Source organism: Actinoplanes sp. NPDC026619, assembly GCF_040638295.1.
Classification (GTDB): Bacteria; Actinomycetota; Actinomycetes; order Mycobacteriales; family Micromonosporaceae; genus Actinoplanes.
In genome coordinates this window covers 196,552-212,220 of record NZ_JBEZYA010000006.1, presented here as the reverse complement: position 1 = coordinate 212,220, position 15,669 = coordinate 196,552, and the positions used below count along the sequence as shown (strand labels likewise).

Below are 15,669 nucleotides of genomic sequence, written 5' to 3'. Positions count from 1 at the left end.
CCCCCCTCGTACCGTGAGGGTATGGCCCAGTCACCGGATGTCGATGAACCCACGAGGGAATATCCGGCTGTCCCTGAGGACGCCTCGCCGGCCACCCCTGAGCTTGACAAGAAACCTGAGCTCGAAGAGAAGAGCGCCGACCCCCCACAGCGGAGCATCGTCGCTCGCGTCCTCATCTTCTTCGGTGTCGTCTTCGCCGTCATGGTCGCGGCCTGTTTCGGGTTGCGGGCGCTGCACGTGCTGCCCAGCTTCGACAACCCGTTCGAAAGCAAGACGACCGACCGCAGCCAGCCGGTCCTGCTGCAGTCGATGCGCGACCTCAACCGTTATGTCGCCGCCGACGGCACCTTCCAGGTGATCGTCGACCTGCAGGAAAACAAGGAAAACATTCCAAGCTTCCTGGTCAACCGGCGCATCCTCTTCGTCGGCTCCGGCACCGTCGAGGAGTATGTCGACTTTTCCAAGCTGGCGACCAGCGCGCTCGATGTCGACAACGAGTCGAAGACCATCAAGATCACGCTGCCGCCGCCCGAGCAGGGCAACGCCGCGCTCGACATGCAGAAGAGCTACGTGGTGGAGGAGCAGCGCGGCGCCCTCACCGCGATCGGCGACGCGTTCCGCAGCGACACCGACAAGCAGCAGCGGGTCTACGCGATGGCTCAGACGAAGATCACCGAGGCGGCCCGGGGCAGTGGCCTCGACCAGCGCGCCCGTGACAACACCCAGCGCATGCTGGAGAGCCTGTTCACCCGGCTGGGCTACACGTCGGTGACCATCACTTACGCCAACAACCCCTGATTTAATGCCGGGCCCGGCTCGTCCCTGGCGGGGGGCGAGCCGGGCGGGCAACCTCACCCTGAGCTGGGCGGGAAACGTCACTCGTTGGGCAGCAGTGCCCAGAGGATGAGGTAGATCAGGAACTGCGGGCCGGGCAGCAGGCAGGAGACTACGAAGATCAGGCGGACCGTGCCGGACGAAAGTCCGAAGCGGCGGCCAAGACCGGAACAAACCCCGGCGATCCAGCGGTCGTCGCGGGGGCGGGCGAGTCGGCGGGTCACGGTCACTCACTCCTTCATATCTGGTTCGTGGGCGGTCGCCACGACCAAGCTCGACGGTAGGTGCGCCGGGACTGCCTTCCCTCGGTCCGCAGGGGGAGAAAGGCGACTTCGTTCCCGTAAGGGTCACCCGTACCCGAGTCTCACTCGCTGTTAACCTGGGTGCCGTTTACCGGCCTTGGCGCTTGGCCTCGGCCCCCAGCCTTTGGAGGCAGCGGTGACGCTGGCCGTCCTGACAGCCGGCGGCGGCAACGCCCTGGCGCCGGCGGACGCCACCCAGCTCGCGACGGATCTCACGGCCGCGTTGCACGCGGCCGGTGCGGTCGAGGTCGAGCGCCTCGGGAGTGACCCGGCGACCCGATTGCGGGAGATCTCCCGGCGGGCGCACGACGCGAACGAGCCGGTGCTGATCTGTGCCGACAACCTGGTGGCCCATCCGAGCCTGCTGTGGACCCTCGCCACCGAGCCGTCCGGCCGCAGCACCGCCCTGATCGTCGCCGACCCGGCCGGTGACCTGCGGGCCGACCGCGGCCAGGTGACCGCGGCTCCGGGGGGCGACGGCACCGCCCGCTTCGTGGGGGCGATCCGGGTTGCGCCGGCCGACCTGCCGGCGCTCGACAAGGCCCTGGAGAGGTCGGCCGACCTGCTTCCCGCGCTGCTTGCCGAGGGCGTGGTGCCGATCGCCACCTCGGTCCGGCTGCTGCACGCCGAGCAGGTGCACACCGAGCCGGAACTCGCCCGGGCGCGGGCCGCGGTCGCCGCCGTCGACGAGGACGCGGCCCGGCTCCGGCTGGCGGTCAAGGAGAAGGACGACTTCTTCACGACGTACGCGGTGAGCTCGTGGTCGCCGATCGTGACCAAGGCCGCCGCCCGCCTCGGTCTGACCCCGACCGGTGTCACCTGGATCTCGGTGTTGTTCTCGGTGCTGGCCGCGCTCGCCTTCTGGCAGGCGTCCCGGCCCGCCATGATCGCCGGCGGCATCCTGCTCTACCTCGGCTTCGTGCTCGACTGCGTGGACGGGCAATTGGCCCGCTACACCCGCACGTTCGGCGCGTTCGGCGGCTGGCTGGACACGATGGCCGACCGCGGCAAGGAATACGTGGCGTACGCCGGTCTCGCGGCCGGCGCCGAGCGGATCGGCCTGCCGTACGCCTGGCCTCTCGCCATCACCGCGATCCTGCTGCAGACCGTCCGGCACATGACCGACGCGTGGTACGGCCAGTTGCACGACGAGGCCGCGGCCCGGCCGGTCGTGGCCGCGGCCAGCGGGGTCGGCGCCCGGCTGAGCGCGGCATCGGCGAAGGTGCAGGGCGACACCGGTTCGGCGGCGTACTGGCTGAAGCGGATCGTGGTCTTCCCGATCGGCGAGCGGTGGGCGCTCATCGCGGTCGTCGCCGCGGTCAGCAACGGGCGCACGGCACTGGCCGCGGTCGTCGGCTGGGGGCTGCTGGCGTTCGCGTACACCCTCGCTCTGCGTTCTTTGCGCTCGCTCTCGATGCGGGTGAGCGTGCTCGACAAGCGCGACACCGCCGCCAGCCGGGATGACGGGCCGCTGGTCGGCGTCGTCCTCTCCCGGCTCGGTGCGCCGATGCCGCTGGCCTTCGCGGCGCTCGGCGCCGTGGCCGCTCTGGCCCTGACCGTGTCGCTGCTGGCCGGCTGGGCGCAGCCGCCGGCCCGGGTGGAGCTGGTGGTGGCCGCGCTCCTGGTGCTGGCAGCCGGTCTGCCGGCTCGGGCCGGGCATCGCGGCCCGCTCGACTGGCTGGTGCCGGCCTTCCTGCGCGCCGGCGAATACCTGCTGGTCGTGGCGGTCGGGCTGATCGGCAGCGTGCCGACGCCGGTGGTGTTCCTGCTGTTGTTCGCGCTGGCCCTGCGGCACTATGACCGAATCGCCCGGATGGAAAAGGGCGCCCCGGCCGGCCGCGGATCGGGCTCGCTGATCGGCTGGGACGTCCGCGTGGTGCTGCTCACTGGGTTGGCCTTGCTCGGGTGGGCCACTCTGGCAGAAGCGTTGCTGGCCGCGGTGGTCGGTGGGCTGTTCCTGATCAACGCCGTTGTCGACTGGAGGGGTGGCAACCGCAAGTGACCCTGCTCAGCATCGTCCTGCCCGTCTACCGGGTGCAGGGTTATCTTCGCCAGTGCCTCGACTCGATGCTCAGCCAGTCGTTCGAGGACTTCGAGGTCGTCGCGGTCGACGACTGCTCGCCCGACCACAGCGGCGAGATCCTGGCCGAATACGCGGCGCGCGACCCGCGGGTCCGGGTGATCACCTCGCCTGCCAACGTCGGCCTGGGCATGGCCCGCAACCTGGGCCTCGAGCACGCCACGGGTGACTACGTCTGGTTCCTGGACAGCGACGACTGGCTGGCCGTCGGCTCGCTCGCGGCGGTCGCCGCCCGGCTCCGCGCCACCGACTGCGACCTGCTGCTCGTCGGCTGGGATCGGGTGCACTGGCACGGGAAGGTGCAGGTCGGCACGGCCAAGAAGCTGCTGTCCGGCGCGCCCCGGGTGTTCTCCCTCGAGCAGTGGCCCAAGGCGCTGAGCGTGCTGCACGTGGCGTGGAACCGGGTGATCCGCCGCGAGTTGCTGGCCCGGCTCGACCTGGGCTTCTCGACCGGATGGTACGAGGACGTCTCGTTCACCTTCCCGCTGCTGGTGGCCGCCCCGAAGATCAGCACCCTGCCCCGCACCTGCGTGCACTACCGGCAGCGGCGGACCGGCGCGATCACCCGGACGGTCGGGGACCGGCACTTCGAGGTCTTCGAGCACTGGGAGACCGCGCTCGCGCTGTGTGCCAAATACGCCGAGTCCGGCGACGAGGTGCGCGGTCTGCTGTTCCGCCGGATGCTGTGGCATCTCGTGCGGGTGCTGCGCAACGACAATCGGCTGCCGGCCGCGTCCCGGCGGCGGTTCTTCGATCAGATGACCGAGATGTATCACCGCTACCTGCCCCCGGCCGGCTTCCCGCCGCCGGACGGCGGTGAGGCGCTGCGCTACCGGCTGGTCGGCAGTGGCTCGTACCGGCGGTTCGTCATCTCGGATCAGGCGATTCGCCGGAGCCGGCGCACCCGGGTCAAGGCCCGGCGTCTGCGCGGCAAGGTCGTGCACCGTCTCCGGCAGCTCGCTCACCACCTCTATTACCGCGTCCAGCTGCGCCTTCCGGTGGATCAGTCGCTCGCGGTCTACAGCGCGTACTGGTACCGCGGGGTGACCTGCAACCCGGCGGCGATCGCGGCCAAGGCGGCAGAACTGGCTCCGAAGGTTCGGCCGGTCTGGGTGGTGGGCCCGTCGCGGAAGGGCTCGGTGCCACCCGGCACGGAGTACGTGGAGGCGGGCTCGTGGGCCTACTACCGTGCGCTGGCCCGCGGGCGGTACCTGGTCAACAACGTGAACTGGCCGAAATGGATGGTCAAGCGGCGCGGCACCACGCACGTGATGACCCACCACGGCACCCCGCTGAAGATGATGGGACTCGACCAGCTCGAGCACCCGGCCGCCGCGACCGACGCCGACTTCGCCGGCCAGATGCGCCGGGTCGACCGCTGGGATTTCAGCGTCACCGCGAACGCGCACACCACGGTCGCCTGGGAGCGGGCGTACCCCGGCTCGCACAAGACGCTCGAGGTGGGTTACCCGCGCAACGACCGGCTGGCCACGGCCACCGAGGCGGACACCGCGGCGGCCCGGGAGAAGCTCGGCATCGGTGCGGGGCAGCGCGTGGTGCTCTACATGCCGACGCACCGGGAGTGGATGCCGAAGGGCGCCTACGTGCTCGACGTGGAGCGGCTGTCCGAGCAGCTCGGCCCGGACACGACGCTGCTGGTCCGCGCGCACTACTTCTATGTGACGGCGGCCCAGCAGGGGCAGGCGCCGACCGGCGGGCAACGGATCGTGGACGTCTCTGGCTACCCCGTGGTCGAGGATCTCTATTTGGCCGCTGATGTGCTGGTTACTGACTATTCATCCGCGATGTTCGATTTCGCGGTCCTCGATCGCCCCGTAGTGATCCACGCGCCCGATTGGCCGGCCTACCGCGATGTTCGGGGCGTCTACTTCGATCTCATGGAGGAACCGCCCGGCGCCGTGGCAATCGACTCCGCGCAGCTCGCAGAAGTCTTTGACCAGGGCATCTATGCCGGCGCGAAGGCGGAAGCGGCACGGGCTGCATTCCGGGCCAAGTTCTGCTACCTGGACGACGGGGGAGCGGCGGAACGCGTGGTTCGCCGGGTGTTTCTCGATGGGTGAGAGAAAGTTGTAATCGGTTCACTACTGTGAGCAAATGGCACGTTCACCCGATGGCGGCATATCGATACTCCTCGTCAAAGTGAGCTAGATCGCCGGACGTCGTGGGACCGGGATCACTGCACTCTTTCCCGGCAGGAGGTAGAGACGGTGTCCACCGTCTTGCTCAAGGACGTCACCAAGGTCTGGCCCGATGGCACGATTGCCGTCGACCACGTGAGTCTCGACGTCAAGGACGGCGAGTTTCTCGTGCTGCTCGGGCCGTCGGGCTGCGGGAAATCAACCATCCTGCGAATGATCGCCGGTCTGGAGGATCCCAGCGAAGGGGACATTCTCCTCAATGGAGACCCGGTCCTCGAGCTCGCGCCGCGCGACCGCAGCATCGCCATGGTGTTCCAGGACTTTGCTCTTTATCCACATATGACGGTCAGCGACAACATCGGCTTCCCGCTGCGTCTGTCCGGAATGGAGCAGGGCAACCGGCTCGACCGGGTCGGCGATGTGGCCAGCGCGCTCGGCATCGGCGACGTGCTCGCCCGCAAGCCGAGCCAGCTCTCCGGCGGTCAGCGCCAGCGCGTCGCCATGGGCCGCGCCATCGTCCGCCGCCCGGGCCTCTTCCTGATGGACGAGCCGCTGTCCAACCTGGACAGCGGTCTGCGTGCCGAGCTGCGTGCCGAGATCACCGGCCTGACCCGCGAGCTCGGCGTGACGACCATGTACGTCACGCACGACCAGGCCGAGGCGCTCACCATGGCCGACCGCGTGGCGATCATGCGGAAGGGCGTCCTGCAGGACGTCGGCACCCCCACCGAGGTGTACGGGCGACCCGCCACCCTCTACGTTGCCGCGTTCCTCGGCTCACCCCGGATGAACCTGCTCGAGGCGTCCGTCTACGTGCATCTCGACCAATATGTGGCGCTCAACTTCGGCGAGCAGGCGCTCTACCTGCCCTGGACCGACATCCGGGCCCGGGCGGTGGCGCACTACCACGGCGAGCGCATCGTGGTCGGCATGCGGGCCGAGGCGCTCACCCCGGTGGCGCCCGAGGTGCAGGGTGACGTCCTCCGCGGCCGGATCCGCTACCTCGAGCACCACGGGCACGAGTCGCTGGCCTTCCTGGACATCGGCGCGACCGCGATCATGGTGGACGAGATGGGCACCGGCAAGCCCGAGGCCGAGCCCGGTGGGGCGCTCCGGCGGTTCGGCAGCACGCTGCAGAAACTGGCCGGCCGCACGAACGGCTCGGCGGCCACCGTCGTCCAGCCGCGCGAAGAGCGCAGCGTGCTCGACCCGGGCCGGCACCACCGCCGACCGGCCGAGCTGGCCGTCCGCCTGGCGCCGTACCCCGCGGTTTCACCGGGTCACCCGCTCGCCGTGGCGGTCCGGATGGACATGCTGCACTTCTTCGCCGAGAGCGGCGCCCGCATCGATGTCGGCTGGCGCTGAGACGGGTGAAATTCAGCCGGTCACCAGATCGACAACAACTTCTGTGCGGAGATCTGCAAGACGACCGCCACCTCTTCTAGGGTCAGCGGGTGCATGACGCGTAGGCTGCACCACGGTGGAGGAAAGATTGCGGCAGAGCGTGCGCTCGGCTCCCGAGGTGGAGTCGGCCGACCCTGCACGTCCCACCGATCCCTCCCGCCTGCTCGACCGCAGCTTCGGCCGGGACGAGATCGCCGTGGTGCGCCATGAGGTTTCCGGCCGGCTGGTCGACGTCGGGCTGACCGGCGACCGGCGGCACGGTTTCGTGCTCGCGGTCAACGAGGTGATCACCAACGTCGTGCTGCACGCCGGCGGCCAGGGCCGGGTTCTGCTCTGGCTGGCCGGCGGTTCGGTGCGGTGCACGGTGACCGACGCGGGGCCGGGCATCCCGGTGAGGTTCCTGCGCCCGCCCGAGGTTCCTGAGGCGTTTGAGGTCGGCGGCCGGGGCATCTGGCTCGCCCACCAGCTCTGCGACGAGGTAACGGTGGACACCGGACCGATCGGTACCACGATCGGGCTGCGCATGGCGCTGCCGACACTCGCTTGAAACGATGATTTGAACAGGTTGTAAAGCGCGCGCAAAACGTGAAGGTGCCCTTCGGGGCTCGCCGCGCGCGGTATGCGACTACATTGGGCGCGTGCTCGGACTACCTCCGCATGTGACGGCATGCCTTTTTGATCTTGACGGAGTGCTCACGCAGACCGCACTTGTGCACAATGCTGCGTGGAAACAGACGTTCGACGCGTTCCTCGAGACGTGGTCGGCGCAGCACGGCCAGGCGTTCGTGCCGTTCGACTCCGGCGCCGACTACCACCAATATGTCGACGGCCGGCCTCGCGCCGATGGTGTCCGCACCTTCCTGGCCTCCCGCGGGATCACCCTGCCCGAGGGGACGCCGGACGACGGTCCCGACCAGACGACCGTGAACGGCATCGGCAACAAGAAAAACCTCCTGGTTCTGCAGAAGATCCAGGAAGGCAAGGTTCAGGTCTACGAAGGCTCCGTGGCCTATCTGAAGGCCGCCCAGGAGGCCGGGTTGCGCCGGGCGGTCGTCTCGGCGAGCGCCAACTGCAAGGACGTTCTGCAGGCCGCCGGCATCACGGACTTCCTGGAGGCCCGGGTGGACGGCGTCGTCGCCCGCGAGCAGGGCCTGCCGGGCAAGCCCGCGCCCGACACGTTCCTCTACGGCGCCAAGCTCCTCGGCCTCGACCCGAAGAGTTGCGCCGTGTTCGAGGACGCTCTGGCCGGCGTTGAGGCCGGTCGTGCGGGCGGCTTCGGGATCGTGATCGGGGTCGATCGCGTCGGGCAGGCTGACGCTTTGTTGGAGCACGGCGCCGACATCGTTGTCACGGACCTGTCCGAACTCCTGACGCGCTGAGTACGTATCAGCGCTTATATCTTCACGACTTTTCTCTTACTCATTCGCGAGAGGCACCACCGTGATCCGTGAACGGGCATATCCCGTGGACCCATGGCACATTCGGGAGACCCGGCTCGACCTGGACCTGCTGGCCCAGTCCGAATCGGTGTTCGCACTGGCCAACGGGCACATCGGGATACGCGGAAACCTGGACGAGGGCGAACCCCACGGCCTGCCGGGCACGTACCTGAACTCGTTCTACGAGCTGCGCCCGCTGCCGTACGCCGAGGCTGGTTACGGCTTCCCCGAGTCCGGCCAGACGATGATCAACGTGACCAACGCCAAGCTGATGCGGCTGCTGGTCGACGACGAGCCCTTCGATGTGCGGTACGGCGAGCTCCGCGCGCACGAGCGGATCCTCGATCTGCGCGCCGGCACGCTCGAGCGCACCGTCGAATGGGTCTCCCCGTCCGGCCAGGCCATTCGAGTCCGCACCGTGCGCCTGGTGTCCTTCACCCAGCGCTCGGTCGTCGCCTTCCTCTACGAGGTCGAGCCGCTGGACGCCTCCACCCGGCTGATCCTGCAGTCCGAGCTGGTCGCCAACGAGCAATTGCCGCCGATGAGCAAGGACCCGCGGGTCGCCGCCGTCCTCGACCATCCGCTGCAGGCCGAAGAGGTGCTCGAGCAGCGCGCCGGCGGTCTCCTGGTGCATCGCACCAAGGCCAGCGACCTGCGGATGGCCGCCGCCGTCGAGCATTTCGTCGACGCGCCCGGCCGGCACGAGATCACCACCGAGGGCCACCCCGACTGGCTGCGCACCACGGTCGCCGCCAAGGTTGCCCCGGGCCAGAAGCTGCGGGTGGTGAAGCTCGCCGCGTACGGCTGGTCCGGCAACCGCTCGCTGCCCGCCCTGCGCGACCAGGTCGGTGCGGCCCTGGCCAGCGCCCGGCTGGACGGCTGGGAGGGCCTGCTCGAGGCTCAGCAGGAATACCTGGACGCGTTCTGGGACCACTCCGACGTCAAGATCGAGGGCGACGCCGAGGTGCAGCAGGCGGTCCGTTTCGGGCTGTTCCACACGCTGCAGGCCGGCGCCCGCGCCGAGAAGCGGCCGATCGGCTCCAAGGGCCTTTCCGGCCCCGGCTACGACGGCCACACGTTCTGGGACGCCGAGACGTTCGTGCTGCCGGCGCTGACCTACACCCAGCCCGCGGCGGCCGCCGACGTGCTGCGCTGGCGGCACTCGACGCTCGACCTGGCCCGGGAGCGCGCGCAGACGCTCGGTCTGCAGGGCGCGGCCTTCCCGTGGCGGACCATCCGCGGGCAGGAGTGCTCGGCGTACTGGCCGGCCGGCACCGCCGGTTTCCACATCGGCGCCGACATCGCCGACGCGGTCCGCCGTTACGTGCAGGCCACCGGCGACTACGACTTCGAGCGTGAGGTCGGTCTCGAGCTGCTGGTCGAGACGGCGCGGCTGTGGCGCTCGCTGGGCCACCACGACCGGCACGGCCGCTTCCACATCGACGGCGTCACCGGCCCGGACGAATACACCGCTGTGGTGGACGACAACATCTACACCAACCTGATGGCGCAACAGAACATGTTCAGCGCGGTGGAGGCGGCCAAGCGGCACCCCGACCTGGCCCGCCAGCTGAACGTGGACGACGAGGAGATGGCGTCCTGGCGGGACGCGGCGGCGGCCATGCACATCCCGTACGACCGGGAGCTGCAGGTGCACCAGCAGTCGGAGGGCTTCACCCGGCTGCAGGAGTGGGACTTCGAGAACACGCCGCCGGAGGCGTACCCGCTGCTGCTGAACTATCCGTACTTCGATCTGTACCGCAAGCAGGTGGTCAAGCAGGCCGACCTGGTCATGGCGATGTACATCCGGGGTGACTCGTTCACGCCGGAGGAGAAGCAGCGCAACTTCGCCTACTACGACGCGCGGACCGTCCGGGACTCGTCGCTGTCGTCGTGCATCCAGGCGGTGGTGGCGGCCGAGGTCGGGCACCTCGAGCTGGCCCACGACTATCTGGGCGAGGCCGCCCTGATGGACCTGCACGACCTGCACCAGAACTCGCGGGACGGCGTGCACGTGGCGTCGCTGGCCGGCACCTGGATCTCGCTGGTCGCGGGCCTCGGTGGCATGCGCGACTTCAACGGCCAGCTGTCGTTCTCGCCGCGGCTGCCCAGCCGGATCAACAACCTGGAGTTCTCGCTGCTCTGGCGCGGGCTGCGGCTGCGGGTGAACGTCACCTCCGACGAGGTGACCTACTCGCTGCGCAACGGCGGTGGGTCGGCTCGCCTGGTGATCCAGCACCACGGCAAGGACGTCGAGGTCACCCAGGTGAAGCCGGTTACCGTGCCGATCCCGCCGGCCGGTCCGGTCGGCCCGCCGCCGACCCAGCCGGCCGGTCGCGCCCCGGTGCGCCGGGCCCCACAGGAATGAGAAAAGCCCCCGCCGATCCGGCGGGGGCTTTTTTTTCAGAGCAGTGATACGTGTACGTGGTCCTTGTGATTGCTGACCCCGTGATAAGCATGCCAGCCGGTCGCCGGGAACCAGATCTGCGCATACCAGATGACGTAGTAGATGCCCAGCCGGTCGGCATTACGCACGAGGAACGCCATCAGGTCGTTGCCGTACTTCTTCATGGTGGCGTTGTGTGACTCCGAGAAGCCGCTCTTCTGCAACGACCAGTCGCAGGCCCGGCCCTTTGGATGCTCGAACGGCCCGCCGTCGCGGTGACAACCGACAAAGTTGTTGAAGCCGGCTTTCTTCACCTCTTGGTAGAGGTGCAGCGTGCGGGCGGTGATGCAACCGCTGGTCGTCGGATCGTTCACTGTGCATTTCTCGGGCGAGAAACCGCCGTCGGAATTGCGGGGCGCCGGGGCCGCGACCTTCGACGTGGCGTCCACGAATCCGGCGGTGAGGCCCGCGCCGCCGATGAGCGACAGAGCCTTGTCGGCGGTCTGCTTCTGCTTCGCCATCGCGGTCAGGTTGGTCTGCTCCGCCTTGACCTCGGCGTCGAGTGCCGCCTTGGTCGTGTTGACCTCGTCGATCGCCTCGTTGAGCTCGTGCAGCTTCTTGTCGTGCAGCGTGTTGATCTCCTCGAGGGAGACCGCCTTGGCCAGGAAGTCATCCGAGCCGTTGCTGCCGAGCAGAAAGCTGACGGTGCCGAGGTGGCCGGTGCGGTACTGCTGGGCCGCGATCGCGTTGACCTCGGGAATGAGGACATTGCGCTTGGCCTCGGCGAGCGTGACCTTGACGGTCAGCTGCTTCTGGGCGGTGGTCGACTTGGCGACCGCGGCCTTGGCCTGCACGTATTTGCGGTTCGACGACTCGAGAACGTCATCGAGGGTCTGGTCGGCGTTGTCGTCGCCCTTTTCGTCGGGCTGGGCCGAGGACGTCGACGGAGTGTCGGGGTCGGCGCTCGCGGGCGATGCGGGCGCCGCCAAGAAGGCGACCGCAACGAGCGGTGCCAGGGCTAGGGTCAGCCACCGGCGCGGGCGTACGGACATGCACGTTCCTTCCAGTTGACCGCCGACCGAGTTAGCTGACGGGTTCGGGATGGAAGCGATCCCTACCGCGGTTAGGCGGATTCACCCCACTGACCTGGTTCCCCGGCACGCCCTCGCGGGCGATTAGGCGGTGGTCTGCCGGCACCTCGGGGGCGGCGCCTTCGGCGGCAGAACCGGCCCTACTTTACCCGAGGCCGTGCTATAGGGCAGGGCTCGGGAAATGTGAATGCGGTGACGTTCCGGCGACTCTCCGTGCTTTTGTCACGCAAGGTCATCATCGAATTGCGCACAGTACGAGAACTGTCGATCAATCAATATCATGAGTATCGTCGGTCCCGATCTCCAGCCGGGGGATCGCCGCTTAATCGCCCGCGAGGGCGAGCCGGGGAACCACGTTCCTTGGGGTGAATCCGCCTAACCGCGGTAGGGATCACTTCCATCCCGAACCCGTCAGCTAACTCGGTCGGCGGCCGACGGAAGGAAACCTTTGTGCGGCAGAAAACTGTCCGCCGCCGTTCTGCGGCATTCCTGGCCCTTTTGATGGCAGTCGCCGGGCTGGCCTTCGCGGTGGCAACACCGGCGAGCGCGGCGCCGGGTGACACCGGCGACGACGGCGAGGGTGGCTCGAAGACGCTGATCCAACAGCTCGAGGCGGCGTCCAAGGGCTACGTGGATGCCCAGGAGGCGCTGGCCAAGTCCAAGACGCGGCAGACCCAGCTGACCGCCAAGGTCAAGGAACTCGACACCCAGCTCGGCCCGAAGCAGGCGGCGATCGACGAAATCGCCGCGCAGGCTTACCGGACCGGCCGGCTCGGGCCGATGAGCGCCCTGCTCACGGCCGACTCGGCGAGCGGCTTCCTGGACCGGGCGGTGACCCTCGAGACGGTCGCGGTCAAGCAGCAAGCGGTGATCAAGGACCTTAAGCAGACCCGCGACCAGCAGGAACAGGCGAAGCTCGGGATCGACGCCACCATCCGCGACCAGGCCAAGCAGGTCAGCGTGATGGCCAAGCGCAAGGCGCAGGCGGAGGGCGCGCTGAAGGCGGCCAACGCCGGCCAGGACGATCCGCAGTCGACCGACGGCGGCAGCAGCGACACGTCCGGCACGTTCTCGGGCGGCAGCGGCACGGTGGACGACCCGACCAGCGGGGGCCGCATCACCCAGCGGATGCTGTTCGCCTACAACCAGGCGCGGGCGGCCGGCTTCACCCACTACACGCACTGCTTCCGCGAGCAGAACAGCGGCGAGCATCCCAAGGGCCGGGCCTGCGACTTCGCGGCCGACAAGGACGGTTTCGGCGGGGTCGCCACCGGAAGCAGCAAGACGTACGGCGTCAACCTGGCGAACTATTTCATCAACAACTCCAGCCGGCTGGGCGTCCTCTACGTCATCTGGTTCAGACGCATCTGGCTGCCCAGCAGCGGCTGGAAGTCGTACAGCGGTGGCAACGGCGATCCATCCAGCGATCACACCAACCACGTACATCTATCGGTGAAGTAACCCGGGGGAGTACGGGACCTACTTCTTGACGAAGGTCTCGTACTCCTTCATCACGTCCTCGGTCGGGCCGTCGGCCTTGATCACGCCGCCCTCGAGCCAGATGCTGCGCTCGCAGGTGTCGCGGATCGACTGCTCGCTGTGGCTGACCAGGAAGACCGTGCCGGCCTCGGCGCGCAGGTCGCGGACCCGCTGCTCGCTGCGCTTGCGGAACTTCGCGTCACCGGTGGCCAGCGCCTCGTCGATCAGCAGCACGTCGTGCTTCTTGGCCGCGGCGATGGCGAAGCGCAGCCGGGCCGACATGCCGGACGAATAGGTGCGCATCGGCAGCGAGCTGAAATCGCCCCGCTCGTTGATGCCGGAGAACTCGATGATGTCGTCGACCTGCTCCTTGACCTGGGCCGGGGTCATGCCCATGGCCAGGCAGCCGAGCGTCACGTTGCGCTCGCCGGACAGGTCGTTCATCAGGGCCGCGTTGACGCCGAGCAGCGACGGCTGGCCGGCCGCGTAGATCGCGCCGCCCCGCTCCACCGGCAGCAGCCCGGCGATCGCCCGCAGCAGGGTCGACTTGCCCGAGCCGTTCGTGCCGATCAGCCCGATCGCCTCGCCCTTGTAGGCCACGAAGCTGGCCTTCTTGACCGCGTGCACCTCGCGCACCGCGGTGCTCTTCTGCCGGGTGACGAGCCGCTTGAAGCTGCTCAGCGGCGACGACTGGTGGGGCCCGATCGAGCCGTGGATGCGGTAGATGATGTCCGCGTTGTCCGCGATGACGGTGGGGACCCGTTCGGTCTCAGCCACGGCCGTAGCCCTTCTCTCCACGCCAGAAGTACACATAACCGCCGACGCCGGCGACCAGCGCCCAGACGGTCGCCTCGATCCAGAGCAGCATCGGGCTGCCGGCCAGCGTGACGTTCTCCATCAGCGCGTGCCGGATCAGCTCGATGAAGACGAGGATCGGGTTCGCCTCGATCACCGCCAGCTTCCAGCCGTGCAGGTGCTGGGTGTACTGCGTGACCGGGTAGAGCACGGCCGACCCGTACAGCCAGACGCGCATGACGAACGGGATCAGCTGGCGCAGGTCGTGCAGCTTGGAGCCGAGCCGGGAGACGAACATGGCGGCGCCGGCGTTGAAGATCGTCTGAAGCAGCAGGGCCGGCAGGACCAGCAGCCACTGCCAGGTGATCGGCTCGCCGGTGAACAGCATGATCGCGACCAGCACGGTCATCGAGGCGATCATGTTGCGCGCCTCGACCAGGGTGACCGAGATCGGCAGGCTGGCCCGTGGGAAGTGCAAGGCCCGGATCAGCCCCAGGTTGCCACTGACCGCCTGCACGCCGGTCTGCACCACGGTCTGCGTGTAACCGAAGATGAAGACACCGGCACAGAGGTACGCGATGAAGTTGGTGGTCCCGTGCTTCGTGTTCAGCAGGACGCCGAAGATCATGTAGTAGACACCCGCGTTGAACAGCGGGGTCAGGACCTGCCAGATCATCCCCAGCCGGGTGTTGCCGAGCGAGGCGGAGACCTTGGCGCCGGCGAACTCCCAGATGAAGTGCCGGTAGGACCACAGCAATTTGGTGTATTCCGGCAGGCTGGGCAGGCGCCCAGCCGTGCCCAGTCCATACTTCCGAGCCTGCTCTTTCGCCGAGGGCTCGGTGTAGGACTCGACGACGGTCGTCTGAGCCATGGGGTGGTGCTCCGATCTCGTCGGACCGATGGGGTCGTCGGGGCCTGTTGCTTTCCGCGAGAACACAACTATGAAGCATGCCAAGCTGCTGTCGACGGAACGGGTTCGTATCGACGTGCCGTGAGATTAACCGACCGAACGGCGGAACGCAACCGTTACGTCCTGGCGTATGATGTTCGCGTGGCGACAGCGAAGCGTGCACCGGCCGGAGCCGCGGTGCTCCGTGGCGACATCACCAAGGCGATCCGCGACGCGGTCATGACCGAGCTGGCCGAGGTCGGTTACGGCCGGCTCTCGATCGAGGCCGTGGCCCGCCGGGCCGGGGTCGGCAAGACCGCAATCTACCGGCGCTGGAGCAACAAACTCGAGATGGTTCTCGAGATTGTTTCGGATGTGGCCGGCCGGAGTGTGCCACTGCCCGACACCGGCGCGTTCGCCAGTGACCTCCAACTGCTCCTGATGATCGTAAGTCGTGCGCTCCAGCACCGGATCGCGTCGCAGATCATCCCGGACCTGATGGCCGAGGCGTCCCGCAACCCGCAGATCGCCGGGACCCTTCAGAAGGCGCTGCGGACCCACCAGCAAGCGGTCGGCGAGAAGCTGATCGGCCAGGCGGTGGCCCGCGGCGAGCTGCCCGTCGGCACCGACCCCGACCTGGCCGTCGACCTGTTCCTCGGCCCGCTCTATTGGCGGCTCGCGGTCGCCCGCACCCAGCTGCCGGACGATTACCTGGACAAGATGATCGTGGCGGTGACCGCGGCGCTCAAGGCCGCGAACTGAACTACCGAGCTGCAACCGGCAAGCACTCCAGGTCGCGGCCCGGGTGGCC

The 15,669-nt window shown here is 68.3% G+C and carries 13 protein-coding genes and 2 riboswitches; of the genes, 9 read left to right on the top strand and 4 right to left on the bottom strand.

Annotated features, from left to right (window positions below):
- Positions 1–21: 21 nt before the first annotated feature.
- Positions 22–798 carry a DUF4230 domain-containing protein gene (locus AB0E90_RS15940; RefSeq protein ID WP_360404973.1) on the top strand — a complete coding sequence of 259 codons (777 nt, stop codon included), beginning with the start codon at positions 22–24 and terminating at the stop codon, positions 796–798.
- Positions 799–875: 77 nt separating this feature from the next.
- Here AB0E90_RS15940 and AB0E90_RS15935 read toward each other — a convergent pair whose 3' ends face one another.
- Positions 876–1,064 (bottom strand): PspC domain-containing protein, encoded by a 189-nt coding sequence (locus AB0E90_RS15935; RefSeq protein WP_360404970.1) that lies wholly within the window; start codon positions 1,062–1,064, stop codon positions 876–878.
- Between the two features lie 208 nt (positions 1,065–1,272).
- Between AB0E90_RS15935 and AB0E90_RS15930 the strand changes: the two genes are divergently transcribed.
- The 6 genes from AB0E90_RS15930 to AB0E90_RS15905 all read left to right on the top strand — a co-directional run bounded on the left by AB0E90_RS15930 (position 1,273) and on the right by AB0E90_RS15905 (position 10,586).
- A complete protein-coding gene (locus AB0E90_RS15930) occupies positions 1,273–3,138 on the top strand; it encodes a DUF5941 domain-containing protein (RefSeq protein ID WP_360404967.1) in 1,866 nt (621 codons plus the stop codon).
- On the top strand, positions 3,135–5,297 hold the full coding sequence (locus tag AB0E90_RS15925) for a bifunctional glycosyltransferase family 2 protein/CDP-glycerol:glycerophosphate glycerophosphotransferase (protein WP_360404964.1): 2,163 nt from the start codon (positions 3,135–3,137) through the stop codon (positions 5,295–5,297). The genes AB0E90_RS15930 and AB0E90_RS15925 overlap by 4 nt, the downstream gene beginning before the upstream one ends.
- 147 nt (positions 5,298–5,444) lie before the next feature.
- Positions 5,445–6,740, top strand: a complete 1,296-nt coding sequence (locus AB0E90_RS15920) for an ATP-binding cassette domain-containing protein (protein WP_360404961.1) — start codon at positions 5,445–5,447, stop codon at positions 6,738–6,740.
- Between the two features lie 115 nt (positions 6,741–6,855).
- Positions 6,856–7,326, top strand: coding sequence for an ATP-binding protein (locus AB0E90_RS15915; protein WP_360404958.1), 471 nt, complete (start codon positions 6,856–6,858; stop codon positions 7,324–7,326).
- Positions 7,327–7,417: 91 nt separating this feature from the next.
- Positions 7,418–8,158: a beta-phosphoglucomutase family hydrolase gene (locus AB0E90_RS15910; RefSeq protein WP_360404955.1), complete on the top strand. Its 741-nt coding sequence runs from the start codon at positions 7,418–7,420 to the stop codon at positions 8,156–8,158.
- 61 nt (positions 8,159–8,219) lie between these two features.
- On the top strand, positions 8,220–10,586 hold the full coding sequence (locus AB0E90_RS15905; RefSeq protein WP_360404952.1) for a glycoside hydrolase family 65 protein: 2,367 nt from the start codon (positions 8,220–8,222) through the stop codon (positions 10,584–10,586).
- A 35-nt stretch (positions 10,587–10,621) separates the two neighbouring features.
- Here AB0E90_RS15905 and AB0E90_RS15900 read toward each other — a convergent pair whose 3' ends face one another.
- A complete protein-coding gene (locus AB0E90_RS15900; RefSeq protein WP_360404949.1) occupies positions 10,622–11,656 on the bottom strand; it encodes a hypothetical protein in 1,035 nt (344 codons plus the stop codon).
- 3 nt (positions 11,657–11,659) lie between these two features.
- A riboswitch (cyclic di-AMP (ydaO/yuaA leader) is annotated at positions 11,660–11,796 on the bottom strand.
- Between the two features lie 208 nt (positions 11,797–12,004).
- Positions 12,005–12,141, top strand: a riboswitch (cyclic di-AMP (ydaO/yuaA leader).
- A 4-nt stretch (positions 12,142–12,145) separates the two neighbouring features.
- Between AB0E90_RS15900 and AB0E90_RS15895 the strand changes: the two genes are divergently transcribed.
- Positions 12,146–13,156, top strand: a complete 1,011-nt coding sequence (locus AB0E90_RS15895) for a hypothetical protein (protein ID WP_360404946.1) — start codon at positions 12,146–12,148, stop codon at positions 13,154–13,156.
- An 18-nt stretch (positions 13,157–13,174) separates the two neighbouring features.
- On the opposite strand, the gene AB0E90_RS15890 is transcribed toward AB0E90_RS15895, so the two are convergent.
- Both AB0E90_RS15890 and AB0E90_RS15885 read right to left on the bottom strand, forming a co-directional pair.
- The gene (locus AB0E90_RS15890) at positions 13,175–13,987 is read right to left on the bottom strand and encodes an ABC transporter ATP-binding protein (protein WP_360404943.1); all 813 of its coding nucleotides are present in this window, start codon (positions 13,985–13,987) and stop codon (positions 13,175–13,177) included.
- On the bottom strand, positions 13,944–14,840 hold the full coding sequence (locus AB0E90_RS15885) for an ABC transporter permease (RefSeq protein ID WP_360404940.1): 897 nt from the start codon (positions 14,838–14,840) through the stop codon (positions 13,944–13,946). The genes AB0E90_RS15890 and AB0E90_RS15885 overlap by 44 nt, the downstream gene beginning before the upstream one ends.
- A 180-nt stretch (positions 14,841–15,020) precedes the next feature.
- Here AB0E90_RS15885 and AB0E90_RS15880 point away from each other — a divergent pair, with 180 nt between their 5' ends.
- Positions 15,021–15,620 carry a TetR/AcrR family transcriptional regulator gene (locus AB0E90_RS15880; RefSeq protein ID WP_360404937.1) on the top strand — a complete coding sequence of 200 codons (600 nt, stop codon included), beginning with the start codon at positions 15,021–15,023 and terminating at the stop codon, positions 15,618–15,620.
- Positions 15,621–15,669: the final 49 nt, after the last annotated feature.

Coding starts and splice junctions, on each gene's coding strand:
- AB0E90_RS15885 (WP_360404940.1), bottom strand. CDS start 14,840: ATGGCTCAGACGACCGTCGTCGAGTCCTACACCGAGCCCTCGGCGAAA.
- AB0E90_RS15940 (WP_360404973.1), top strand. CDS start 22: ATGGCCCAGTCACCGGATGTCGATGAACCCACGAGGGAATATCCGGCT.
- AB0E90_RS15890 (WP_360404943.1), bottom strand. CDS start 13,987: ATGTGTACTTCTGGCGTGGAGAGAAGGGCTACGGCCGTGGCTGAGACC.
- AB0E90_RS15900 (WP_360404949.1), bottom strand. CDS start 11,656: ATGTCCGTACGCCCGCGCCGGTGGCTGACCCTAGCCCTGGCACCGCTC.